Annotated in this window: 13 protein-coding genes; 9 read left to right on the plus strand and 4 right to left on the minus strand. The window is 59.3% G+C overall.

All coding sequences use genetic code 11. The features are described 5' to 3' along the window. Nucleotides 1–65 precede the first annotated feature (65 nt). Genes I9H07_RS10580 through I9H07_RS10605 form a run of 6 tightly spaced genes read left to right on the plus strand, consistent with a single transcriptional unit; the run spans nucleotide 66 to nucleotide 4,410 of the window. Nucleotides 66–560, plus strand: a complete 495-nt coding sequence (locus I9H07_RS10580) for a hypothetical protein (protein ID WP_024673126.1) — start codon at nucleotides 66–68, stop codon at nucleotides 558–560. Further along, nucleotides 557–1,615, plus strand: a complete 1,059-nt coding sequence (sctQ, locus tag I9H07_RS10585; RefSeq protein WP_024673127.1) for a type III secretion system cytoplasmic ring protein SctQ — start codon at nucleotides 557–559, stop codon at nucleotides 1,613–1,615. The genes I9H07_RS10580 and sctQ overlap by 4 nt, the downstream gene beginning before the upstream one ends. After that, nucleotides 1,612–2,268 carry a type III secretion system export apparatus subunit SctR gene (sctR, locus tag I9H07_RS10590; RefSeq protein ID WP_005893058.1) on the plus strand — a complete coding sequence of 219 codons (657 nt, stop codon included), beginning with the start codon at nucleotides 1,612–1,614 and terminating at the stop codon, nucleotides 2,266–2,268. The genes sctQ and sctR overlap by 4 nt, the downstream gene beginning before the upstream one ends. Nucleotides 2,269–2,271: 3 nt before the next feature. Next, nucleotides 2,272–2,541 carry a type III secretion system export apparatus subunit SctS gene (sctS, locus tag I9H07_RS10595; RefSeq protein ID WP_005893057.1) on the plus strand — a complete coding sequence of 90 codons (270 nt, stop codon included), beginning with the start codon at nucleotides 2,272–2,274 and terminating at the stop codon, nucleotides 2,539–2,541. 6 nt (nucleotides 2,542–2,547) lie between these two features. Next, nucleotides 2,548–3,363 (plus strand): type III secretion system export apparatus subunit SctT, encoded by an 816-nt coding sequence (sctT, locus tag I9H07_RS10600; RefSeq protein WP_236423294.1) that lies wholly within the window; start codon nucleotides 2,548–2,550, stop codon nucleotides 3,361–3,363. After that, a complete protein-coding gene (locus I9H07_RS10605) occupies nucleotides 3,364–4,410 on the plus strand; it encodes an EscU/YscU/HrcU family type III secretion system export apparatus switch protein (protein WP_024673128.1) in 1,047 nt (348 codons plus the stop codon). Between the two features lie 36 nt (nucleotides 4,411–4,446). Here the strand turns inward: I9H07_RS10605 and I9H07_RS10610 are convergent, their stop codons facing one another. After that, nucleotides 4,447–7,266, minus strand: coding sequence for an ATP-binding protein (locus I9H07_RS10610; protein ID WP_024673129.1), 2,820 nt, complete (start codon nucleotides 7,264–7,266; stop codon nucleotides 4,447–4,449). A gap of 815 nt (nucleotides 7,267–8,081) precedes the next feature. Between I9H07_RS10610 and I9H07_RS10615 the strand changes: the two genes are divergently transcribed. After that, nucleotides 8,082–11,402 (plus strand): type III effector HrpK domain-containing protein, encoded by a 3,321-nt coding sequence (locus tag I9H07_RS10615; protein WP_236423295.1) that lies wholly within the window; start codon nucleotides 8,082–8,084, stop codon nucleotides 11,400–11,402. A 165-nt stretch (nucleotides 11,403–11,567) separates the two neighbouring features. Here I9H07_RS10615 and I9H07_RS10620 read toward each other — a convergent pair whose 3' ends face one another. The 3 genes from I9H07_RS10620 to mqo all read right to left on the minus strand — a co-directional run bounded on the left by I9H07_RS10620 (nucleotide 11,568) and on the right by mqo (nucleotide 16,927). Next, nucleotides 11,568–11,942: a response regulator gene (locus I9H07_RS10620; protein WP_024673131.1), complete on the minus strand. Its 375-nt coding sequence runs from the start codon at nucleotides 11,940–11,942 to the stop codon at nucleotides 11,568–11,570. Continuing rightward, nucleotides 11,939–14,935, minus strand: a complete 2,997-nt coding sequence (locus I9H07_RS10625) for an ATP-binding protein (RefSeq protein WP_024673132.1) — start codon at nucleotides 14,933–14,935, stop codon at nucleotides 11,939–11,941. Before I9H07_RS10625 ends, I9H07_RS10620 begins: the two co-directional genes overlap by 4 nt. Before the next feature lie 348 nt (nucleotides 14,936–15,283). Continuing rightward, entirely contained in the window at nucleotides 15,284–16,927 is a 1,644-nt protein-coding gene (gene mqo, locus I9H07_RS10630) for a malate dehydrogenase (quinone) (protein ID WP_236423296.1), read from the minus strand. A gap of 894 nt (nucleotides 16,928–17,821) precedes the next feature. On the opposite strand from mqo, the gene I9H07_RS10635 reads away from it, so the two are divergent. Next, a complete protein-coding gene (locus tag I9H07_RS10635) occupies nucleotides 17,822–18,502 on the plus strand; it encodes a (2Fe-2S)-binding protein (RefSeq protein WP_236423297.1) in 681 nt (226 codons plus the stop codon). Continuing rightward, nucleotides 18,502–19,485, plus strand: coding sequence for an FAD binding domain-containing protein (locus tag I9H07_RS10640; protein ID WP_058391256.1), 984 nt, complete (start codon nucleotides 18,502–18,504; stop codon nucleotides 19,483–19,485). Before I9H07_RS10635 ends, I9H07_RS10640 begins: the two co-directional genes overlap by 1 nt. Nucleotides 19,486–19,487: the final 2 nt, after the last annotated feature.

The following is a 19,487-nucleotide window of genomic DNA, read 5'->3' on the forward strand; positions in this document are numbered from 1 at the left end:
TCAGCGCGTGAACCCGGTCTCGATGCATTTACTGAGCGGATGCACTCCGCCATTGGAAAAGTCTTATGAAAACGGCTGACTTGCACAGTCTGCAGGCCCTGCGGGTACTGCGCGAACAACGCGCTGCGGCATGTCTTGCCGCTCAGCGCGAACGCTGTCGCGATGCCAATAGCGAGCTGGATCAGGCGCGTGAGGCGTTGCGTCTGCACCGTGAAAAACTCGTTCAGGAAGCCGAGCAAGCTTACGGCCGGTTCAGCGAGGGGCTGTCGGTCAGCGCCTGGCGGGCCACTCAGGAGCGCTTGCAGCAACTGGATGACGAGCGTGCCGCGTTGCAGGCCAACGCCGAGGCAGTGGCGGTGACGCTGGAGACCGAAGAGCAGGCTCGGGAGCGGCTCCGGCAGGCCCATATCGAGCAGCAACAGAAAACCAGAGCCTGGCAAAGCCTGGTAGAGCAGCGCGTGCGCAGCGATGCGCGCCTCGGCGAACAGCGCGATGAAGCCGATTTGCCAGCGTCTCCGCCCGGTGCGACTTCTTCGGCCGCATCCGGAAACGAGCCATGACAGTGTTTGCCGGCCCCATCCCTGCGGGCGACTCCCGCACCGATGGCCTCAGCGCGCGACTGGTGAAGTACGACGCCGACTCGCTGCCTCTGCATAACCGGCTGCACCGGCAGTTGGCGCCTTGGTCGATTGTGCTGGGCAAGCAGCCGGTGCAGGTGCTGTGGGCCAGCGGGGGCGGTGAGTGCCTGCAGCCGGTGCGTGTGGCAATCATGCTTGGCGCGAGTGAAATCGAGCTGGCGGTCCCGCTTCGACTGCTTGAATTGTCTGGGCTGGGTTGGCAGCCTGGCGCTGCGATCGAGACCCAGGCCGACGCCTTGCTGCTCGAACAGGCCTGGCTGAGCTGGATAGAACCCTTGGAAACGCTGCTGGGCGAATCGCTAATGGTGGTTCCGTGCTCGGCACGTGAGCTGCGCGGTGGCCTGAAAGTCGCGATTGAGGTGCGTCTCGTCGATTGCCCTGCGCAGGCGCTGGAAATGTACCTGCACGCTGACAGCGCCCGACGGGTAATCGAGCGGCTTGAGCAGCATGCTGTTGCGAAGCGCAACCCGCTGCAAGCGCTGCGTATCTCATTGAGTGTCGAAGCCGGTCAGGCCCCGTTGACCAGTGCCGAGCTGCGCAGCCTGCTGCCCGGCGACGTCGTGATGCTCGACACCCTGGCCGATGCGCACGTGCTGTTACGTCTGGGCCGTCACGGCCAGACCGTCGCCAGGCGTCAGGGTGACACCCTGATCTGGCAGGGAGCGTTACGCCCCGGCAGCCCCCAACTCCCTCCTTATACCTGCGACAGGAACGATCTGATGAGTGAAATGAGCACCGATGCCGATCTGGATGCCTCGCTGGACGAGTTGCCGCTGACCTTGGTCTGCCAGCTGGGCAGCGTGGAGCTGACGCTGGCGCAACTGCGCGAAATGGCCCCAGGCAGTCTGCTGCCGTTAACCAGCCTGGCGCATGACGAAGTGGACCTCATGGTCAACGGCCGCCGTATCGGTCGTGGCGAACTGGTGACCATCGGTGACGGTCTGGGCGTGCGTCTGCTCGGTTTCAGCGGCTCATGAACGGTTACCAGCCGAATCTGATCGAAATAATTCTGGTCGTCGCCACCATTGGGCTGATCCCGCTGGCGGTGGTGACCCTGACCGGTTTCATGAAGATATCCGTGGTGCTGTTTCTGATCCGCAATGCGTTGGGCGTGCAGCAGACGCCCCCGAATCTGGTGCTTTACGGCATCGCGCTGATCCTTTCGGTCTACGTCACCACGCCTCTGATCGGCGACATGTACCGGCAGGTTGAGGGCCGCGATCTGAGCCTGCAGAATGTTCAGCAACTGGAGGAACTGGGCAGTGCCTTGCGACCGCCGCTGCAGGCGCACCTGTCGAAGTTCGCCAACGAGAGCGAGCGGGGCTTTTTCGTCCAGGCTACCGAAACCATCTGGTCACCCGAAGCGCGTGCCGACCTGCGTGATGATGATCTGGTGGTGCTGATCCCTGCGTTTGTCAGTTCCGAGCTGACCCGGGCCTTCGAGATCGGCTTTTTGTTGTACATCCCGTTTCTGGTCGTCGATCTGCTGGTCTCCAACGTGCTGATGGCCATGGGCATGTCGATGGTCTCACCCACCTTGATTTCGATTCCGCTGAAGATTTTCCTGTTCGTGGCCCTCAGTGGCTGGTCACGCCTGATGCACGGCCTGATTCTAAGCTACGGGGGCTGAATCATGGGCCAGGACGTATTTCTCTCGTTGATGAATCAGGCGCTGATGACCGTGCTGCTGTTGTCTGCCCCGGCGCTGATCGTGGCGATTGTGGTGGGCTTGAGCGTGGGGCTGTTGCAGGCGCTGACCCAGATTCAGGACCAGACGCTGCCGCAGGTGGTCAAGCTGGTCGGCGTGCTGCTGGTGATCGTGTTCGTCGGCCCGTTGCTGGCGGGGCAGGTGGCCGAGCTGGGCAATCAGGTGTTGGACAACTTTCCACTGTGGACCCGTTGAGCTGTCATGGGTGCTGACCTGACCAATGCGTTCATCGAAGTCGCCTATCCGGTGATCAGCTCCGCGTCGCTGGCAGCGTCACGGGCCATGGGCGTGGTGATCATTACACCGGCGTTCAACCGTCTGGGCCTGACCGGCATGATTCGCGGCTGCGTGGCGGTGGCGATCTCGGTGCCGATGATCCTGCCGGTATTCTCCGCGTTCACGTCGATGCCCGAGCACAGCGGTTTTTCTCTTGCGGGGTTGATGATCAAGGAGCTGCTGATCGGCTTGCTGATCGGGCTGTTGTTCGGTATCCCGTTCTGGGCCGCCGAAGTGGCAGGCGAACTGATCGACCTGCAACGCGGCTCGACCATGGAACAACTGGTCGACCCGTTGGGGCAGGGTGAGGCGAGCGTGATGGCGACATTGCTCACGGTCATGCTGATCACGCTGTTTTTCATGTCCGGCGGTTTCATCCTGATGGTCGACGGCTATTACCACAGCTATCAGCTCTGGCCGGTGACCGAATTCACGCCGCTGTTCAGCAGTGCGGCCCTGATGTCCATTCTGGCGATTCTCGACCAGGTGATGCGCATTGGCGTGCTGATGGTCGCACCACTGCTCATAGCGATGCTGATCACCGACCTGATGTTGGCGTACCTGTCACGCATGGCACCCAGCCTGCATATTTTCGACTTGTCATTGCCGGTCAAGAACCTGTTCTTCTCGGTGTTGATGGTGGTCTACATCGGTTTTCTGATTCCGGTGATGATCGATCAGTTGGCACAGTTCCGCGGAACGGTCGAAGTACTCAAGGCCATGGCCAGCGAGGCACCCTGAATGGGCGAATCCAGCGAGGAAAAAAGCCAGCCGGCCACGGACAAGAAGCTGCGTGATGCGCGCAAGAAGGGCCAGGTCGCGAAAAGCCAGGACCTGGTTTCCGGCATGGTGATTCTGTTGTGTACGTTGTGCATTTCGGTCTTGTTGCCCAAGGCGCGGGCGCAGGTGGAGGCGTTGATCGACCTGGCGGCGCTGATCTACATCGAACCCTTCAACGAGGTCTGGCCACGGCTGCTGGATCACGCCGAGCAGATCGTCATCGGCATTACCTTGCCAGTGGTGGCCGTGACGGTCGGCGCGGTGATTCTGACCAATATCGTGACCATGCGCGGCGTCGTGTTTTCGGTCGAACCCATTCAGCCGGACATCAAGCGGATCAATCCAGCCGAGGGTTTCAAGCGTATTTTTGCCATGCGGAACCTGATCGAGTTCCTCAAGGGGCTGGTCAAGGTGGTGCTGCTGGGGCTGGCGTTTTACGTTATCGGCCGCCAGGCCCTGCAAGCACTGATGGAGTCTTCGCGCTGTGGCGAAGGTTGCATCGAGTCGACGTTCTACCTGGTGCTCAAGCCACTGGTGTTTACCGTGCTGGCGGCGTTTCTGCTGGTTGGTGCTGTGGATGTGCTCATGCAGCGCTGGCTGTTTGGCCGGGAAATGAAAATGAGCCACAGCGAGCAGAAACGCGAACGCAAGGACGTCGATGGCGACCCGATGATCAAACGCGAACGTCAGCGCCAACGACGGGAAATGCAGGCACTGGCGACCAAGCTGGGCTTGGCGCGGGCGTCGTTGATGATCGGCGACGCTGGTGGCTGGGTCGTGGGGGTACGCTACGTTCGCGGCGAAACGCCAGTGCCGATAGTCGTCTGCCGCGCCGCACCACAAGAGTCCGCAGCCTTACTGGCCGAGGCTGCACCACTGGGCATCGCCCTGTGGCCAGACGCAAGCCTCGCCGAGTCCATTGCCAAACGAAGCGTGGCAGGCGATCCTGTGCCGGAAAACACCTTCCAGGCGGTGGCCGATGCACTGGTGGCGCAGCGGCTGATCTGATCTCAGCACAGCCATTGGCATGAGAGTCAGTTGCCTTCAGTGCATCGCCGGGCTGTGGCGGGTCATGGGCGTGCCGGGCACGATTTTCAGGCGGTTGAGGTCGGCGTTGACGCGCCACGCCCAGAAATGTGTGCCGTCCTCACGGGCTATATCCAGTGCCTGAGTCAGCATCTTGCGCACATCCTTCAGTGCATAGCTATGCGGCTGATCAAGCATCAACTGTGCTTTGACCCGCATGATCTCCGGCAGATACCAGCGATCCTGATTCTCTACCGCGCCAAGGTGAAGCTCGTCGAGGATTTCCAGCGCCAGCGGTTCAAGCCTGAGCGCCGCCAGCCCGGACGCGTACTCGGTGTGCAGCATCGCATGCAACGGCGTTTCGACATGGTTGCGTAACTGCTGAAGCGCTTCTCCCAGCAGCGGCACACCGGTCGCGGCGTCGCCTTCGCGGATCGCCAGAATGCTTTCGTAACAGGACGTCAACTGACGCCAGATATGCAGTGGTTGTCGCTCGCTGCTTTGCTTGAGAAGGTTCAGAAAGTACCGCGTCTTGTGCAGCGTACCGGCAATCAGCGTTGCCGGGATCGCACTGATCGCCAGGGTGTACCACAACGTCGCAGGATGACTCAGCGCAACCGCCTGTTTCACATTGATGTCCAGCGCCACCATCGCCTGCCCCGTGTTACCAATCAGCAACTGAACCTGAGCCCGCAGTGACTGCGCAGCAATCCGCTGATCGAAATGCATGTCGATAATGTGCGATGACGGCGAGCGTGGAGCGCCGAGCGCTTCTTCAATGGCCTGGCGGGCGGTCTTCATGTCGCCCATGTAAAACGCGCTGGTCGCGCGCATCCTTCGGCCCAGCAACTGACAGTCGGCGATCCGGTAATCCTTGCCCAGCGCAAGAAACTGCGAGGCGACCTGCGTGCCTTGCACATGTTTGTTGCTGCAGGTGTGATCGTTCCATTGCCCCCACAAGGCCCGCAGACGGTATTCGGAGTCGTCGAGCGCCTCGGCATCTTCACTGACCTGCTGCCAGACCTCGCGCATTTTCTGTCCGGCGCCGTAGGTCAGCATCAGTATGCTGCCGGACATGGTCAGCAGACGCATGCGCTGCCGACGGTCCATCTGCACCTCTTCCCGCTGCCGGGGCAAGCCCTGGTTGACCCAGTCCTGATATTCGCGCACCAGCGACAGCCTGAGCCATAACGGCGAGCTGCACAGGGTCAGTTCCACTCCCAACTGGCGGTCGCCCTCGGCCGAAAAGGCCCAGGTCAGGGCTGCACGTACGGTGTCGATTTCCACACCGTAACGCTGAGTCCATAGCTCCTGGGGCAGTTGTTCGAGATCCAGCCTGGCCTGTTCAAGCAGTGCCATCGCCCATTGCGCGTGGGCGCTGCACAAACGTGGCACATCATCGAGCTGTACGAGCTTTTCATGGGCGTACAGGCGCGTGGTTTCCAGCAGTCGAAAGCGTTTGCCCTGGCTGTGATCGAAGGTGCCCAGCAGGGATTTGTCGAGCAGGCTTTCGAGCATCGGCAACGTCATTCGCACATCAGGCAGACCGATGTTGACGATCGCCATCACCCCGTCAATGGTAAACGAGCCGTTGAATATCGACAGCTGACGCAGCAAGGCTTGCTCGTGCGTGCTGAGCATGCCGTAGGTCCAGTCCAGCGTGGCACTCAGCGAGCGCTGGCGTGGCAGGGCGGTACGAAGCCCGGTCATTTGCAGGCGGAAGCTGCCGTCCAGCAGGCCGACCAGATCGTGAATGCCAAACGTTCTGGCGCGTGCGGCGGCCAGTTCGATGGCCAACGGGTTGCCGTCCAGTTTGCGGCAGATGGCCGCGACTGTTTGGGCGTCGCTGTCGTTGAAGGAAAATTCGGGATCCTGCTCTCTGGCGCGGGTGACGAAAAGCGCCACGCCGGAATAGGTCATTGCCTGCGCGGCAGTGAGCGCTTCGTGTTCGTCCGGCACTTGCAGAGGACCGAGTTCATGCACCCATTCGCCTTGCGCACGCAGCGGCTCCCGGCTGGTAACCACGATGCAGCACAGCGGCGCATTGGCCAGTAACGCTTCGACCGCAGCGGCGGTTTCATCCAGTACATGCTCGCAGTTATCGAGCACCAGCAATTGCGGGCGGCTGACCAGTGATGGCGGTATATCGTGCAGAGGCTGTTCGTTTTCGGCGCTCAGGCCCAGCGCGAAGGCGATTCTCCCCAGTATCGGTTGGGCGCTGTTGACCGGCGTCAGGTCGACAAAGGCGATGCTGAGGCTGGAATGTGCGGCCAGGCTGTCAGCCAGTGCCAGCGCTACGGTGGTTTTGCCAACGCCGCCCGGGCCGGTCAGGGTCAGCAAGCGTCGGGTGAGGGTCAGTTCCAGCAATTGCCGGATCAACTCGTCACGCCCGAGCACCTGACGATGGGTCGCTGGCACTGCATAACACGTATCCACTGCCATTGCCGGGGGCTCGTTGCGCAGCTCTGGTTGCACGCTGACCGGCGCAACAAACCGGTAACCACGACCGGGCACGGTAACGATATAATTTTCGTCGTTCTCCAGCGCTCTGCGTAAGGCCACGATCTGGGCGCGCAGGTTGCATTCCTCGACCACCGCTCTGGGCCAGGCCAGCGCCAGCAGTTCCGATTTTTCCAGCAGCTCGCCGGGACGCGTGGCAAAAGCGACCAGCAACGCCATTGCGCGGCTACCCAGTGGCACCGGCTGTGAATCCTTGAGCAGCAAATATTCGCGTGGAAGCAGGGTGAACGAGCCGAAGTGGATGGCCTCAGGGCTGCGCGACGAATCACCTGTTCCAGGGTTGGCCATTGCATCCTGGCCGCTTGCTTCGAAATCCATGCTTAGACCTGTGTCAGAAGTAATAGCTGCGCCACCGCACCGTGCAGGAGCATGAAGGTCCCGATCTGTGTCTGTGTGTTGATGCCTGTTCTGTGGATCTGCTGAAGCCAATGGACGTCCAATGGGTACGCTGCAACTAACCAGACGCCCCGATTTATCGGGTGTGAGCAGATGATTGACCGCTGGCCTGGTTTAAAACGTCGACTTTCCGGCAAAGGGGAGAGTCTAGTGACACCAGATGACTGTTTAGAGAGCAATGCACAAATCGCGCCCATGTTAATTGACATCAACTGGCCGTCTGTTTGCGTACCGTTGGTCGGCTTACAGTGAATTTTTTACAAGCGTGGAGTTTGCAGGAACTGTTCTTTGCGCCAGTCGTTACAGAGCGCGCAGGTACCCTTTTTCAAAAGGGGGCATTTAGCGTTACCAGAAACTTAGTGCAGTTGATGAATGGTTAATCGAACTATCAATTATCGGCCTCTCTTCAAAGCATTGAGGGAAAGTGCCTGAATAATAATTAGTGTTACTGAATGTGTTTCCTTACCCGAGTGCGCACTTTATGAACAATCGCGTTGAGTGCCTATTCAATACTCCGGCTATCCGTTATTCAGCAACTCTTCCGGTGATGTCATCCCTTCTTAATGCAAAGCCGTTTTAATCAATCCCGATAGCGGACGCCTGACAGTTATCCAGGCTCCGCGCCTCTGCCTGCAAAGGCCCGGCTCGCACCCGTTCAATCCATGACAGCGCCGCTTTAGCTGTGCAGGCAGCGCTGTAGCGATGGAAGTTTCGGGTGACCAATGGAAGGAAAAACAATGACGACTGTTAATAAGATCACCACTGAAAAACCCACTAATCCAGCGGACGCCAAAGCCTGGGAACAGGCTGTACAGCAGTCCAGAGAGGTCGGTATCCAGTGGCAATTGCCTGACGACGACAAACGCTCTGCACAGCAAATCATCGACGACAGCCCATTGCTGAAAAATCTGGGCGGGCGCGGCGACAAGGGAGAGGCCAAGGAAAACCTGATTGCTCAGGTTGGCGACTACACCAAAGACTCCAACGCTGCGTTTCGTGCCGTGCAACTGCTCGAACACATTGAAACCTTCGATGCCAACGGCGACCGTCTGGCGGGCAAGGACATCGGTAACAATCGCATTGACGGCTACACCAGCAGCAGCGATGCCAGACACGGCACAGAGGCCGGTCGTCTGAAGGATTTCGGCAAGGACGGATTTTCGAGCCTCAAAGGCAAACTGCATGAAACAAGATCCGCCGCCAACGACTCTGCCACCCGCGAGCAGGCCGAGAAACTGGGCATCCATTGGGAGCGTCCGGCAGGTGATGAAAGGGACGCCAGGAGCATTGTCGAAGGCGATCCCTTGCTCCGGAATCTGGGTAATCAGAGTGACGTCAGGGACATGCTGAAAGAGCAGGTCGGCGATTTCGATAACGACGCTGACGCCGCCTATCGTGCCACTCAGGTGCTGGCGCATATCGAACAGTTCGACGGCAACGGTGCGCGGATTGTCGGCGGTGACGTCGCCAACGGCAGCATCAATGGCTTCACCAAAAGCGGCGAGGCCCGCAACGGCACTGAAGCCGGCCGGTTGCAGGATTTCGGCAAGGACGGCTTTTCCAGTCTCAAGGGCGAAATGGCCAATGTGTCAGTCGCCGGTGACAACACGCAGACTCGCGAGCAGGCCGAAAAGCTCGGCTTTATGTGGGAGCTGCCCAAGGATGACCAGCGCTCGGCTCAGGACATCATCGACGCCAATCCGCTGCTCAAGAATCTCGGTAACCAGAGCGGCGTCAAGGACATGCTCAAAGAGCGGGTCGGTGATTTCGAAAAGGATGCCAACGCTGCGTTTCGCGCCGCTCAGGTGCTCGACCGGGTGACGATGTACAACGAGAAGGGCGAGATCCAGTCAGGCGGTGATGTGTTCAACAGCCGCGTCGATGGTTTCACCAAAGGCGCCGAGGCCAGACATGGCACCGAGGCTGGCCGCTTGCAGGACTTCGGCAAACTGGGCTTCGATGCGTTGCCCGAACTGAAGAAAAGCGAAGACATCAGCAGCTACAAGGATTTTCTCAAGGCCAACCCCGACGCAGATGACGCCTCGAAGCAGATCGCCCGGTACGCCGCGATCCTCGACGAAAACCATGACGCGATCAAGGGCAAGACCGGCTCGAAGAACATGAACGCCGAAGCGCTGGCGGCCTATAAGGACAAGAACCCGCAGCTCGACAAAGAGGTCAAGGAGGCGCTGGATTTCTGGTCGCAACCCGGTGCCTTTGCGTTGCTGGATAACGCCAAAAGCCCGCTTGAGCAAGGCGCCGATGGCAAGGCCAGTCGTGCTGATATTCAGGCTTTCATCAAGACTGCCTCCCCGAAAGACGTCGGTGCGGTCGGCACGCTGCTGGAAGTCGTCGCCGAAGGCAACCTGCTCAACAAGGTCAATACCGACGCGCTCAACAAGGACGTGTTCGATAATCCGCAAAACTACACCGCCGAACAGAAGGCTGCCGTTCTGCAGGAACTCAAGGCTGCACAAAGCCTGATCGTCAAGGGCAGTGGCACTGGCATGTGGAAGGATGACAAGTCCCAGGTGCAGATTGCCAACAATGTGCGCAGCCATCCTGACGCGCAGAAGCTGCTCGATGACGTCAACGAGCACATCGCGACGCTCGAAAAAGACCCTGCAGTGGTCAAGTTCTACAACGAGAACGCGACCAGTGAATTGAGCAAGGTGCTGGAGGGCAGCGAGGGCCTGAAAAACGCACTGCAAAGCACCTACGACAACGACATCAAGACCGGCAAGGCACTCGACACGCTGTGGGACGCCAATACCAAGGACGGCAAGACTGATCAGCAGACCGCACTGGCGCAATTCTACAGTTCGGCGCAAAGCGTTCAGGAATCACTGGGCGTGAGCAACCCGAGCGAAATTCAGGCAGCCGTGCAGAAGTCCACCCACAACAAGGATTTCGAATCGTTCTATGAAAAATCCCTGGTCTCGGGTGAGCGTCTGAAAGAGCTGCTCAAGACCGAAAGCTTCGAGGTGGCAACCAGCCAGTTCAGCATGGAAGTGGCGATGTACAACGCTGCGCTGAACCCGGAGTTCACCAATAAGTTCGATGACGCCGCCACCAAAAACTACACCGATATCGCGCAGGATAACGTCTTCAAGGATGCCAGTTTCGATGACCTGAAGACGGCTTTCGGCGTTGATGGCGGCGATACGCTGGACGAGGCGAAGGTCAGGTCACTGATCGATCAGGTTGCCGAGAGCAATCCCGAATTGTTAATGAATGCCGACGGCAAGCCTGCCACCTCCGACCAGATTTTGGGGGTGTTCAGAGGCAATTGGGATCTGCTGCGCCAGGGCACCAAGTCGATTTCCGAGTTGGGCCTGTTCAGCAAGGATTCTTCGATCAAGGCGGCGTCCAATGCGGGTGTCCTGCATGGTGTCAGCGGCCTGTTCATGGCCGGTATCACCATCGCCAAGGGGGCCAGCGGCGCGGGTGCTTTGACTGATCGGCAGGTCGTCGACATCACTACCGGCTCGGTGCAAAGCGCCACCTTGCTGGTTGAAGGCGGCGTCAAGCATTTCACCGACAAGTTCAAAGCCGTTAAAGACACCGCCAACCCGTCCGCCTATGCCTACATCACCAGCAATCTGTCGAAACTGGAAAACGCCGCCAAAGGCCTTGGCGGACTGGCCGGTGTGGCTGCCGGGGCTTATGGCATCTTCGATGGCGTGAAGTCGATCCGTAAAGGTGAGCTGGTGGCTGGCGGCATGAGCATCACTGCGGGCTCACTGGGTGCAATGGCTGGCCTGGCGTCAGCAGCCGAAGGCGCGGCCGGCGTCTTCCAGCTGACAGGCAGCGTAGTTCGCGCCTTGCCACTGCTGGCGGGCAGCCTGGGGATTGCGGCCGCCGGAATAGGCGCGCTGGCCATGTTGATTCCAGGTTTGATCGAGGAGGGCAAGCAGGAGACCCGCGTCGACCGTTTCTCCGATCATCTCAGGGACTACCTGACCCAGTACGAGATCGATGGCGTCAAGGACGGCACCATCATGGACATACCTGACAGCGAGTGGCCGGGGCCGGAGGAAACCACCATCGCCTCTTGATTGAATCAGGCCGGGACCAACCCCGGCCTGACTTTCGCGCCCCGCCTGGCTTGTATCACCAGTCCTGCTTTCAATCAGTTTTCCATTATTGCCTGACACATTTCAAACATCTGGATCGTGATGATGGCCATCGTTCGCCGTTTGCAAAAAAACTCTGCGCCTTGATCACACGTGAAGCAGATCGCTCAGAGCCCGGCTCAACTGATCTGCACTGAAAGGCTTGGCAACACATTGGCGGTCCACCCATGTATCAGGAATACCCAGTCGCCCGTACCCCGAGCAAAACATGAAGGGTATGCCCCTATCGGCTATGGCGGCTGCTATCGGAAACGAGGTGCCACCGATAATGTTGATATCCAGTATGGCCAGGTCGTACTCGCCGTTGCGGGCGTATTCAACACCGTCGTTCAGCGTGCTTGCATGGTAGGCGGTCGCGAAACCCAGGTCCTCGAGCATCATTTCCATCAGCATCGCGAGCATGGTCTCGTCTTCGACCAGCAACACTCTGGGGAGCGAAGTTTCATTTGATTCGACACTCATAGCCTGCTTTCCGGTTTGTCTGGCCAAGGGATCAGCATTGAACAACCGATACCGGTACTGGCGAACTGAATGTCGACCTGACCTTTGAGCTCCCGCTCGATACTGCGGCGTATCAAGCGAAAGCCGAAGCCTTTCACCTTGCTGGGGGTGATCGACGGGCCGTCTGTTTCCAGCCATTCGATAGTCAGCGTGGGTGGATTATGTTGGTTATTCAAGGTGGAAATCACGGTCACCTGGCCTGTCGATGAAGAGAGCGAACCGTGTTGCACTGCGTTGGTCATCAACTCATGGAGCACCATTGAAAGCGTCAGTGAAGCCCGCGGCTCCAGCGTGACCGGATCACCTTTGAAGGTAATCCTGTGCTGGCCGCCGTCCACCTCCTGCAGTTGCTCTATCAGATCGACCAGTTCGGTGGAAATCCATTCTGCGCGTGCCAGGGTGTCGTGAGCCTGGCTCAGTGCAAACAGACGCGCATCGAAACTCTTGCGAAAGGAATCAAGAGAGGCGGAGCTGTTGACCGTGAGAGAGGCAATGGCCTGAACGGTTGCCAGGGTATTTTTAACCCGGTGATTCAGCTCGTTCAGCAGCCCTGCACGGGTCAGGCGGTCTTCCAGTTGCTGACGCTCCAGTTTGCTGGAGATCGACTGGGCCAGGCGGTGAGTGGTGCCGCTCTGTTTCAGAAAAGTCGTCTCGCCAACGGTGTCCAGCCCCTGATGGGTGGGAAGCGTGAAAGAAAACACGCTGCCTGAGTCGAGCGAGCTTTCTGCCCATAAACGGCCGTCGTGGGCGGTGACGATGCCTTGGCAGATATAGAGCCCCAGGCCATTGCCACGCGGGTTGCCTTCCTTGACCGACCAGTAGCGCTGAAAAATGTACGGCAGGTGTTCTGCCGGGATGCCGATCCCGTCATCACTGACCCTGAACAGCACCTCGTTGTCATGGGCGACCGCTTCAATATTGATCCGGCCTCCCTTCGGGGTGAACTTGATGGCGTTACCGACCAGATTGGACAGCACCTGGAAGATCCGTTCCGGGTCTGCGTCGATCACCAGACCCTGCGCAGCGCTGCAGTTGAGCTCGATATTCTTCTCGGTCGTGAGCATGACCAGCAGGCTGCATGCTTCTTCCAGCAGGCTGGTGACGCTCAGCGCCAGGCGCGACAGCTGATAACGACCGGCTTCGATCTGGGCGGTATCGAGCAGGTCCTCCAGCAGGCTGTTCATGCGGGTTGTGGCTTTTTCGATGGTGCTCAGTGCGCGGCGGATATTGCGATTTTCAAAGTTCGAATCGCCGACCGTCCAGCGCTGCATCATGCCGCACTGCATGATGATGATGGACATCGGGTTGCGCAGGTCATGGGAGACCACTGCGACCAGCTCGTCACGCAGGCGCACCGCTTCCTGCTCACGCTGCACCTGGCGCTCAAGATCGATTTCCAGAGCGGAGCGGCGCAGGTCTTCAGCGCCATAAAGATCGCCTTGGGACCATGGTCTGGCGATGCCGGTAACCTCTTGCTTCCAGACTTCGAAAGATTGCCTCGGTCGCAGGCGATGGCTCGCGGAGCCTACGGAACTGACGCTGACATGGTGGGCCGGGTCGCCGCTCCAGTCCATGGTAGAGGTGAGCTGGGCACGAAACCATATGACCGCGTTATCGACCGGCTTGGGCAACGTGAACGCTATGATCCCGCTGGCCACCGCTCGATAGGCGGCGCTTTGCGGGTGGAGTTTTTGCATCGAGTCCGTATGAAAAACGCCCAGCCCCTGCAAACCTTTCGCTTGCTGGGTGATCCGTTGAGTGGGCAGTCCCGTGTCGCGTATCCAGAGGTACAGAGCGCGCACTTCATCGGTGGTCGGGCAGTTACCGAACAGATGAATGCGATCACCTATCAGAACCGCAGCACCGTCCGCCAGTGTCAGCGACTGCAGCAGCTCCGGCCGGCTCATCAGACCGTCCAGAATGTCATGATCGGCGCGGCTCATGGCGTCGGCGAGTTGCCGCAGCAGGACGACTTTTTCTTCCCGCTCACGCTGGATCTGCGTCGCGACGATTGCAGAAATTTTCACCGACAGCAGCTGCCCTATCATTGCACAGGCGTCGCGCAATTCCCGGGGCACCAACAGCGGCTCGGGATGGCCGCAGGCGATGAGGCCCCACAGTTCGCCACCCTCCAGCAGCGAGATACTCATCGATGAGCGTACGCCCATGTTCTTGAGGTACTCGCAATGCACCGGGGACACGCTTCTCAGCGTCGAAAAGCCCAGGTCGAGCGGTTGCCCGCCGACAGGGCGCAGGATCGGTACAAGAGGGACAGGTACATAGGCTGCGTCGGGAATGACCCGAATCCAGTTCAGGCGATACAACTCGCGCGCCTGGGCGGGAATGTCCGAGCCAGGGAAGTTCAAGCCGCTGTAGCTGGGCAGCGGTCCGGTCAATGCCTGCGCAACCACCTTGCCATGGCCTTCGGGCTCGAAGCGGTAAATCATCACCCGGTCGTAACCGGTAAGCGCCTGAATTTCGTGAACTCCGATATCGAAAAGGGTTTCCAGAGTGGTGGCTGCCTGCAAGTTGCGCAACACGCGGGTAATGATTCTGGACTGTTCGTGAGCCGTTTCGACATAAGGCTCCAGCTCGATAATCAACACCTCTCCGGCACGATGCAGTGAAGCGCTGTATTCGACAGCCCCCACCGTCAGCCTTATCGGATCACTGTTGGGGACGGCGGGGTGGTTATACGCCTGATCGATAAGCGCCGAATGTTCTGGCGACAGCAGCACGCAAAGCGGATTACCCAGCAGCGCTTCGCTGTCCAGCCCCCACGTTTTTAAGCAATTGGCGCTGACCTGTTCGATACAAAGAGGCTGGCCCGCGACGCTGAGCAATACACCGTGGGGCTGAATTGCGCCAGGAACACGGATCGGTTCACGTGCACATTCGGCAAGCGCGGCTTCGAGAGCGGCATCGGGGCTTGCTTCGAGTGTCTGCTCGATCATTTACGTGAACTCCATTGGGTGTTTCAGCCAGGAACAGTCAGTCGCTGCTCTGGTGCGGCGGGCAGTCGTAACAATTCGGACAGGTTTCTTCAGCCGCAACAATGCTTCGGGCGGCCGGTGGCCCAGATGGACAGCGCAAGAAATGCGAGGTTGCCGCGAAGGTGCGGCGCGGAGACTTGGGTCATGCAGCTCTGCTGGCGTCAGCCAGAGATGGAAGGAAGCGGGTCACCATAACAGGTGCCACGAGGATGCGTAGCTTTAACTGTTTTTGCGGCTGATTCTGTCGCGAGCATTAAAAAGCCCCGCCAGACGAGGTCTGGCGGGGCTTCGCTTCAAGCTGTGAGAGCCTTAAAGAGCCATGTCACTGGCTGGATTGCTTTTCGCTGGCTGGGCAGCAGGTGCAGGTGTTGGAGCATTACCTGTCTTGTTCACCGGCGGTGGCGGGGTCAGCTGCAGAACTTCGGCAGTGTAAGCCCATTCCTCGGCAACACGGTCCGGGTTGTTGTTCAGCTTGGTGCCGTAGCTAGGCACGATCTGGCGCAGTTTTGCCTGCCATTCCGGAGTCGCTACCTTGTCCTTGAAGACTTTCTCAAGCACGCCCAGCATGATTGGCGCTGCGGTCGATGCACCTGGCGATGCGCCCAGCAGACCGGCAATGGAGCCATCCTTGGAAGCAACGATTTCGGTACCCAGCTTCAGAACGCCGCCTTTCTCTTCGTCACGCTTGATGATCTGTACGCGCTGACCGGCTTGCATCAGGCGCCAGTCTTCTTTCTTGGCGTTCGGGAAGTATTCTTTCAGGGCAGCAAAGCGATCGTCGTCAGACATCATCACCTGACCTGCCAGGTATTCGATCAGCGGGTACTGTTCGATACCAACGCGGGTCATCGGCCATACGTTGTGAGTGGTGGTGCTGGTCAGCAGATCGAAGTACGAACCGTTTTTCAGGAACTTCGTCGAGAAGGTCGCGAACGGGCCAAACAGGATCACGCGCTTGCCGTCCAGGACACGGGTGTCCAGGTGAGGAACCGACATGGGTGGCGCACCGGTCGAAGCAATGCCGTAGGCCTTGCCCATGTGTTGCATGGCCAGGGTCTGGTTGTCAGTGACAAGCCACGAACCGCCAACCGGGAAGCCGCCGTATTCCTTGGCTTCAGGAATACCCGACTCTTGCAGCAGGTGCAGAGCCGCACCGCCGGCGCCGATGAACAGGAACTTGGTGTCGGTTTCGGTGACGGTACCGTCTTTCAGGTTCTTGTACTTGACGCGCCAGGTGCCGTCGTCGTTGTGATTGATGTCTTCGACTTCGCTCGACAACTGCAGGTTGAAATTCTGCTTGGCTTTCAGATTGGCGACGAACTGACGAGTGATCTCGCCGAAGTTGACGTCGGTGCCGATCGGGCTCCAGGTCACGGCCAGCTTCTGCGCCGGGTCACGACCTTCCATCATCAGCGGAACCCACTTCTTGATCTGCTCGTGGTCCTCGGAGTACTGCATGCCGCTGAACAGCGGGCTGGCTTGCAATGCTGCGTAACGCTTGCGCAGGAACTGGATGTTGTTGTCGCCCCACACGAAGCTCATGTGCGGCGTGGAGTTGATGAACGAGCGCGGGTCTTTCAGGACGCCGGTCTTGACCTGCCAGGACCAGAACTGACGGGAGATCTGGAACGCTTCGTTGATCTCGATCGCCTTGGAGATGTCGACGTTGCCGTTCTTGTCTTCGGGGGTGTAGTTCAGTTCGGCCAGCGCCGAGTGACCTGTGCCGGCGTTGTTCCAGCCGTTGGAGCTTTCTTCGGCGACGCCGTCGAGACGCTCGACCATTTCCATCGACCAGCTCGGCTCCAGCTCATTGAGCCAGACAGCGAGGGTTGCACTCATGATGCCGCCGCCAACGAGCAGCACGTCGACTTTTTTGGTTTCAGCTGCATGCACGGGCATGATGCCCATGGAGATGGCCATACCCAGCAGGGCCGTATTCACTTTCTTAAACATTACTGTCATCCATCTGATAAACGCCATCCGCCGACTGCTCCTGAGGGGCTGGCCTGTCACACGCTTCGACGCGTGCGACAAACTCTCGCACCCACAGGGACTAGAGGTGGACATACAAGGCCAATATAATACCGCTCGAGACCTCAATTTATGTCCTGCTGCGCTGGCTTCTTATCATCGTTGGATTCAGCGTCATGAGTGACATTTTTGCTCTGTCGGTATGCTGCGGTGTCCGAAGCCTGTCCGGTTACACCCAAGCGAAGCACACCTGGTCAGCCTGTTCACGGAGTCTGAGACGCCGCGTTGGGGCATGGAGACACGCCTGAAGCGTATTTTTATACGCCGGCTGCGCAAAACCATGGTGCCATTCGGCGAAGACACGGCATTTTCGCATAATCCGGGCCTCCGTTGCGAGGTGCCATCATCCTTTCGGGCATCAATGCCCCGATTTAGACGCCTCTAGACCTTCCTGAACTTATATATCGTCATTTCCGGACGAGTCTTGAGCTGCCCGCTACCCGTCGCACAGATCTGTGCATCCCTGTTCGCGCCTTCGCTTCGCCTGCTGGCGCGAGCGTTTCGCCCTTTTGCCGTCTATTCATGAGTAATTTTCATGACCGCTAGCCGATCTGGCTGGCTAATCAGGGCTTCCAGCAGCTGTTAGGGTCAACAGGCCTTCGTGTGCTGTTCCCGCAACCTCCGGAAACAGACGCCGGTCAATGCGTTGGAACTTTAGCGGCGCAGACCAGTTAAACACTTATGCCGGTGATAGCGTTTTGGCTCTCATGACTGATGAAAAAATAACAGGTCAACGAGCAGAAGCACGCCCCGGTCGCTGACCTAAAACAACGCCCGTCGCTTGATAGCAGCGTCGGCTATTACCGAGTGATCCTGATGACTGAACCTAAAAAGCACAAGGAACCTGCTGTCGACAGCAGTGCTGTGCAGCCTTCGCGCCGCAACTTTCTGAAGTTCGGCGCGTCGGGCATCGCCGCCGCCACACTGTCCACCTGGATACCCTCCGACGGCATGCTGCAAGCGGCGCCGGCGGCAGCGGTCGCGCCGGTGATTGAAGACAGTGATGCGCCTGCGGCTGGTGAACACCGTATCCAGCTCAAGGTCAACGGCCAGGTGCATACCCTGAACGTGCCCGCCAATGCCGTGCTACTTGACGTGTTGCGTGACCGTCTGCAACTGACCGGCACCAAGAAAGGCTGCGACCATGGTCAGTGCGGCGCGTGCACGTTGCTGGTCAACGGTGTGGCGATCAATTCCTGTCTGTCCATCGCGGTGCAGCATCAGGGCGACAGCATCACCACCATCGAAGGTCTGGCCGAGAACGGCAAGCTGCATCCGGTTCAGGAAGCCTTCTGGGAGCACGACGCCTATCAGTGCGGTTATTGCACCTCGGGGCAGATCATGAGCGCCGTCGCGATTCTCAAGGACCCGAACATTCCGTCCGATGACGCCAGCGTGCGAGAAGCCATGAGCGGCAACATCTGCCGCTGTGGTGCCTACAAGAACATTCTCTCGGCCGTGCAGTCGGCGCGTTCGAAAATGGGGGGAGCCGTCTGATGCGAACTTTCGATTACGCACGGGCTGCTTCGCCCGCACAGGCGGTCACGTCGGCGTCGGGTCAGGGCCAGCGTTTTTACCTGGCAGGTGGTACCACGTTGCTCGATCTGGTCAAACTCGATGTGATGCAGCCCGAGCAGTTGGTGGACATCAACCACCTGGCGCTGAAACAGGTCGAGTCCCTGCCTGACGGGCGTCTGCGCATTGGCGCATTGGTCAGCAACACCGACCTGGCCAGCCATCCGCTGGTGCAGCAGCGTTACCCGGTATTGTCCGAAGCGCTGCTGGCCGGAGCGTCTACCCAGCTGCGCAACAAGGCCACCACGGCCGGTAACCTCATGCAGCGCGTGCGCTGCCCGTATTTTCGCGACAACGTGTCAGCGTGCAACAAGCGTCAGCCAGGTTCGGGCTGCGCGGCGATCGGTGGGCTGAATCGCAGCGTGCATGCCGTGCTCGGCACCAGCGATCATTGCATTGCAACGCACCCGTCGGACATGTGCGTCGGCATGGCAGCGATCGGTGCGCAGGTCACGGTTCAGAGTGCCAGCGGCACAAGGGATATTCCATTTGCCGATTTTCATCTGCTGCCCGGTGACACGCCGCAGCGCGAACATGCGCTCGCACCTCACGAACTGATCACCCACGTAACTCTGGATGCACCGCTGTCAGGCGGCCGGTCGTCGTACCTGAAACTGCGTGACCGCACCTCGTACCAGTTCGCCCTGGCGTCCAGCGCGGTCATTCTGGTCATGGATGGCAAGCGCATCACTGATGCGCGTATTGCGCTGGGCGGCGTGGGCACCAAGCCGTGGCGCGCCCTCGAGGCCGAGCGGGCGCTGATCGGTCAGCGTGCCGACATGAACACCTTCGCCAGGGTCGCAGAGCTGGCGATGAAAGGCTCGCGCGCCTACGAACACAACGCCTTCAAGATCCCGCTGGGTCAGCAGGTCATCGTCCGCAATCTTCGTGACCTCACGGCCTAGGA

The sequence above is a fragment of the Pseudomonas syringae genome, from assembly GCF_023278085.1.
Classification (GTDB): domain Bacteria; phylum Pseudomonadota; class Gammaproteobacteria; order Pseudomonadales; family Pseudomonadaceae; genus Aquipseudomonas; species Aquipseudomonas syringae_Q.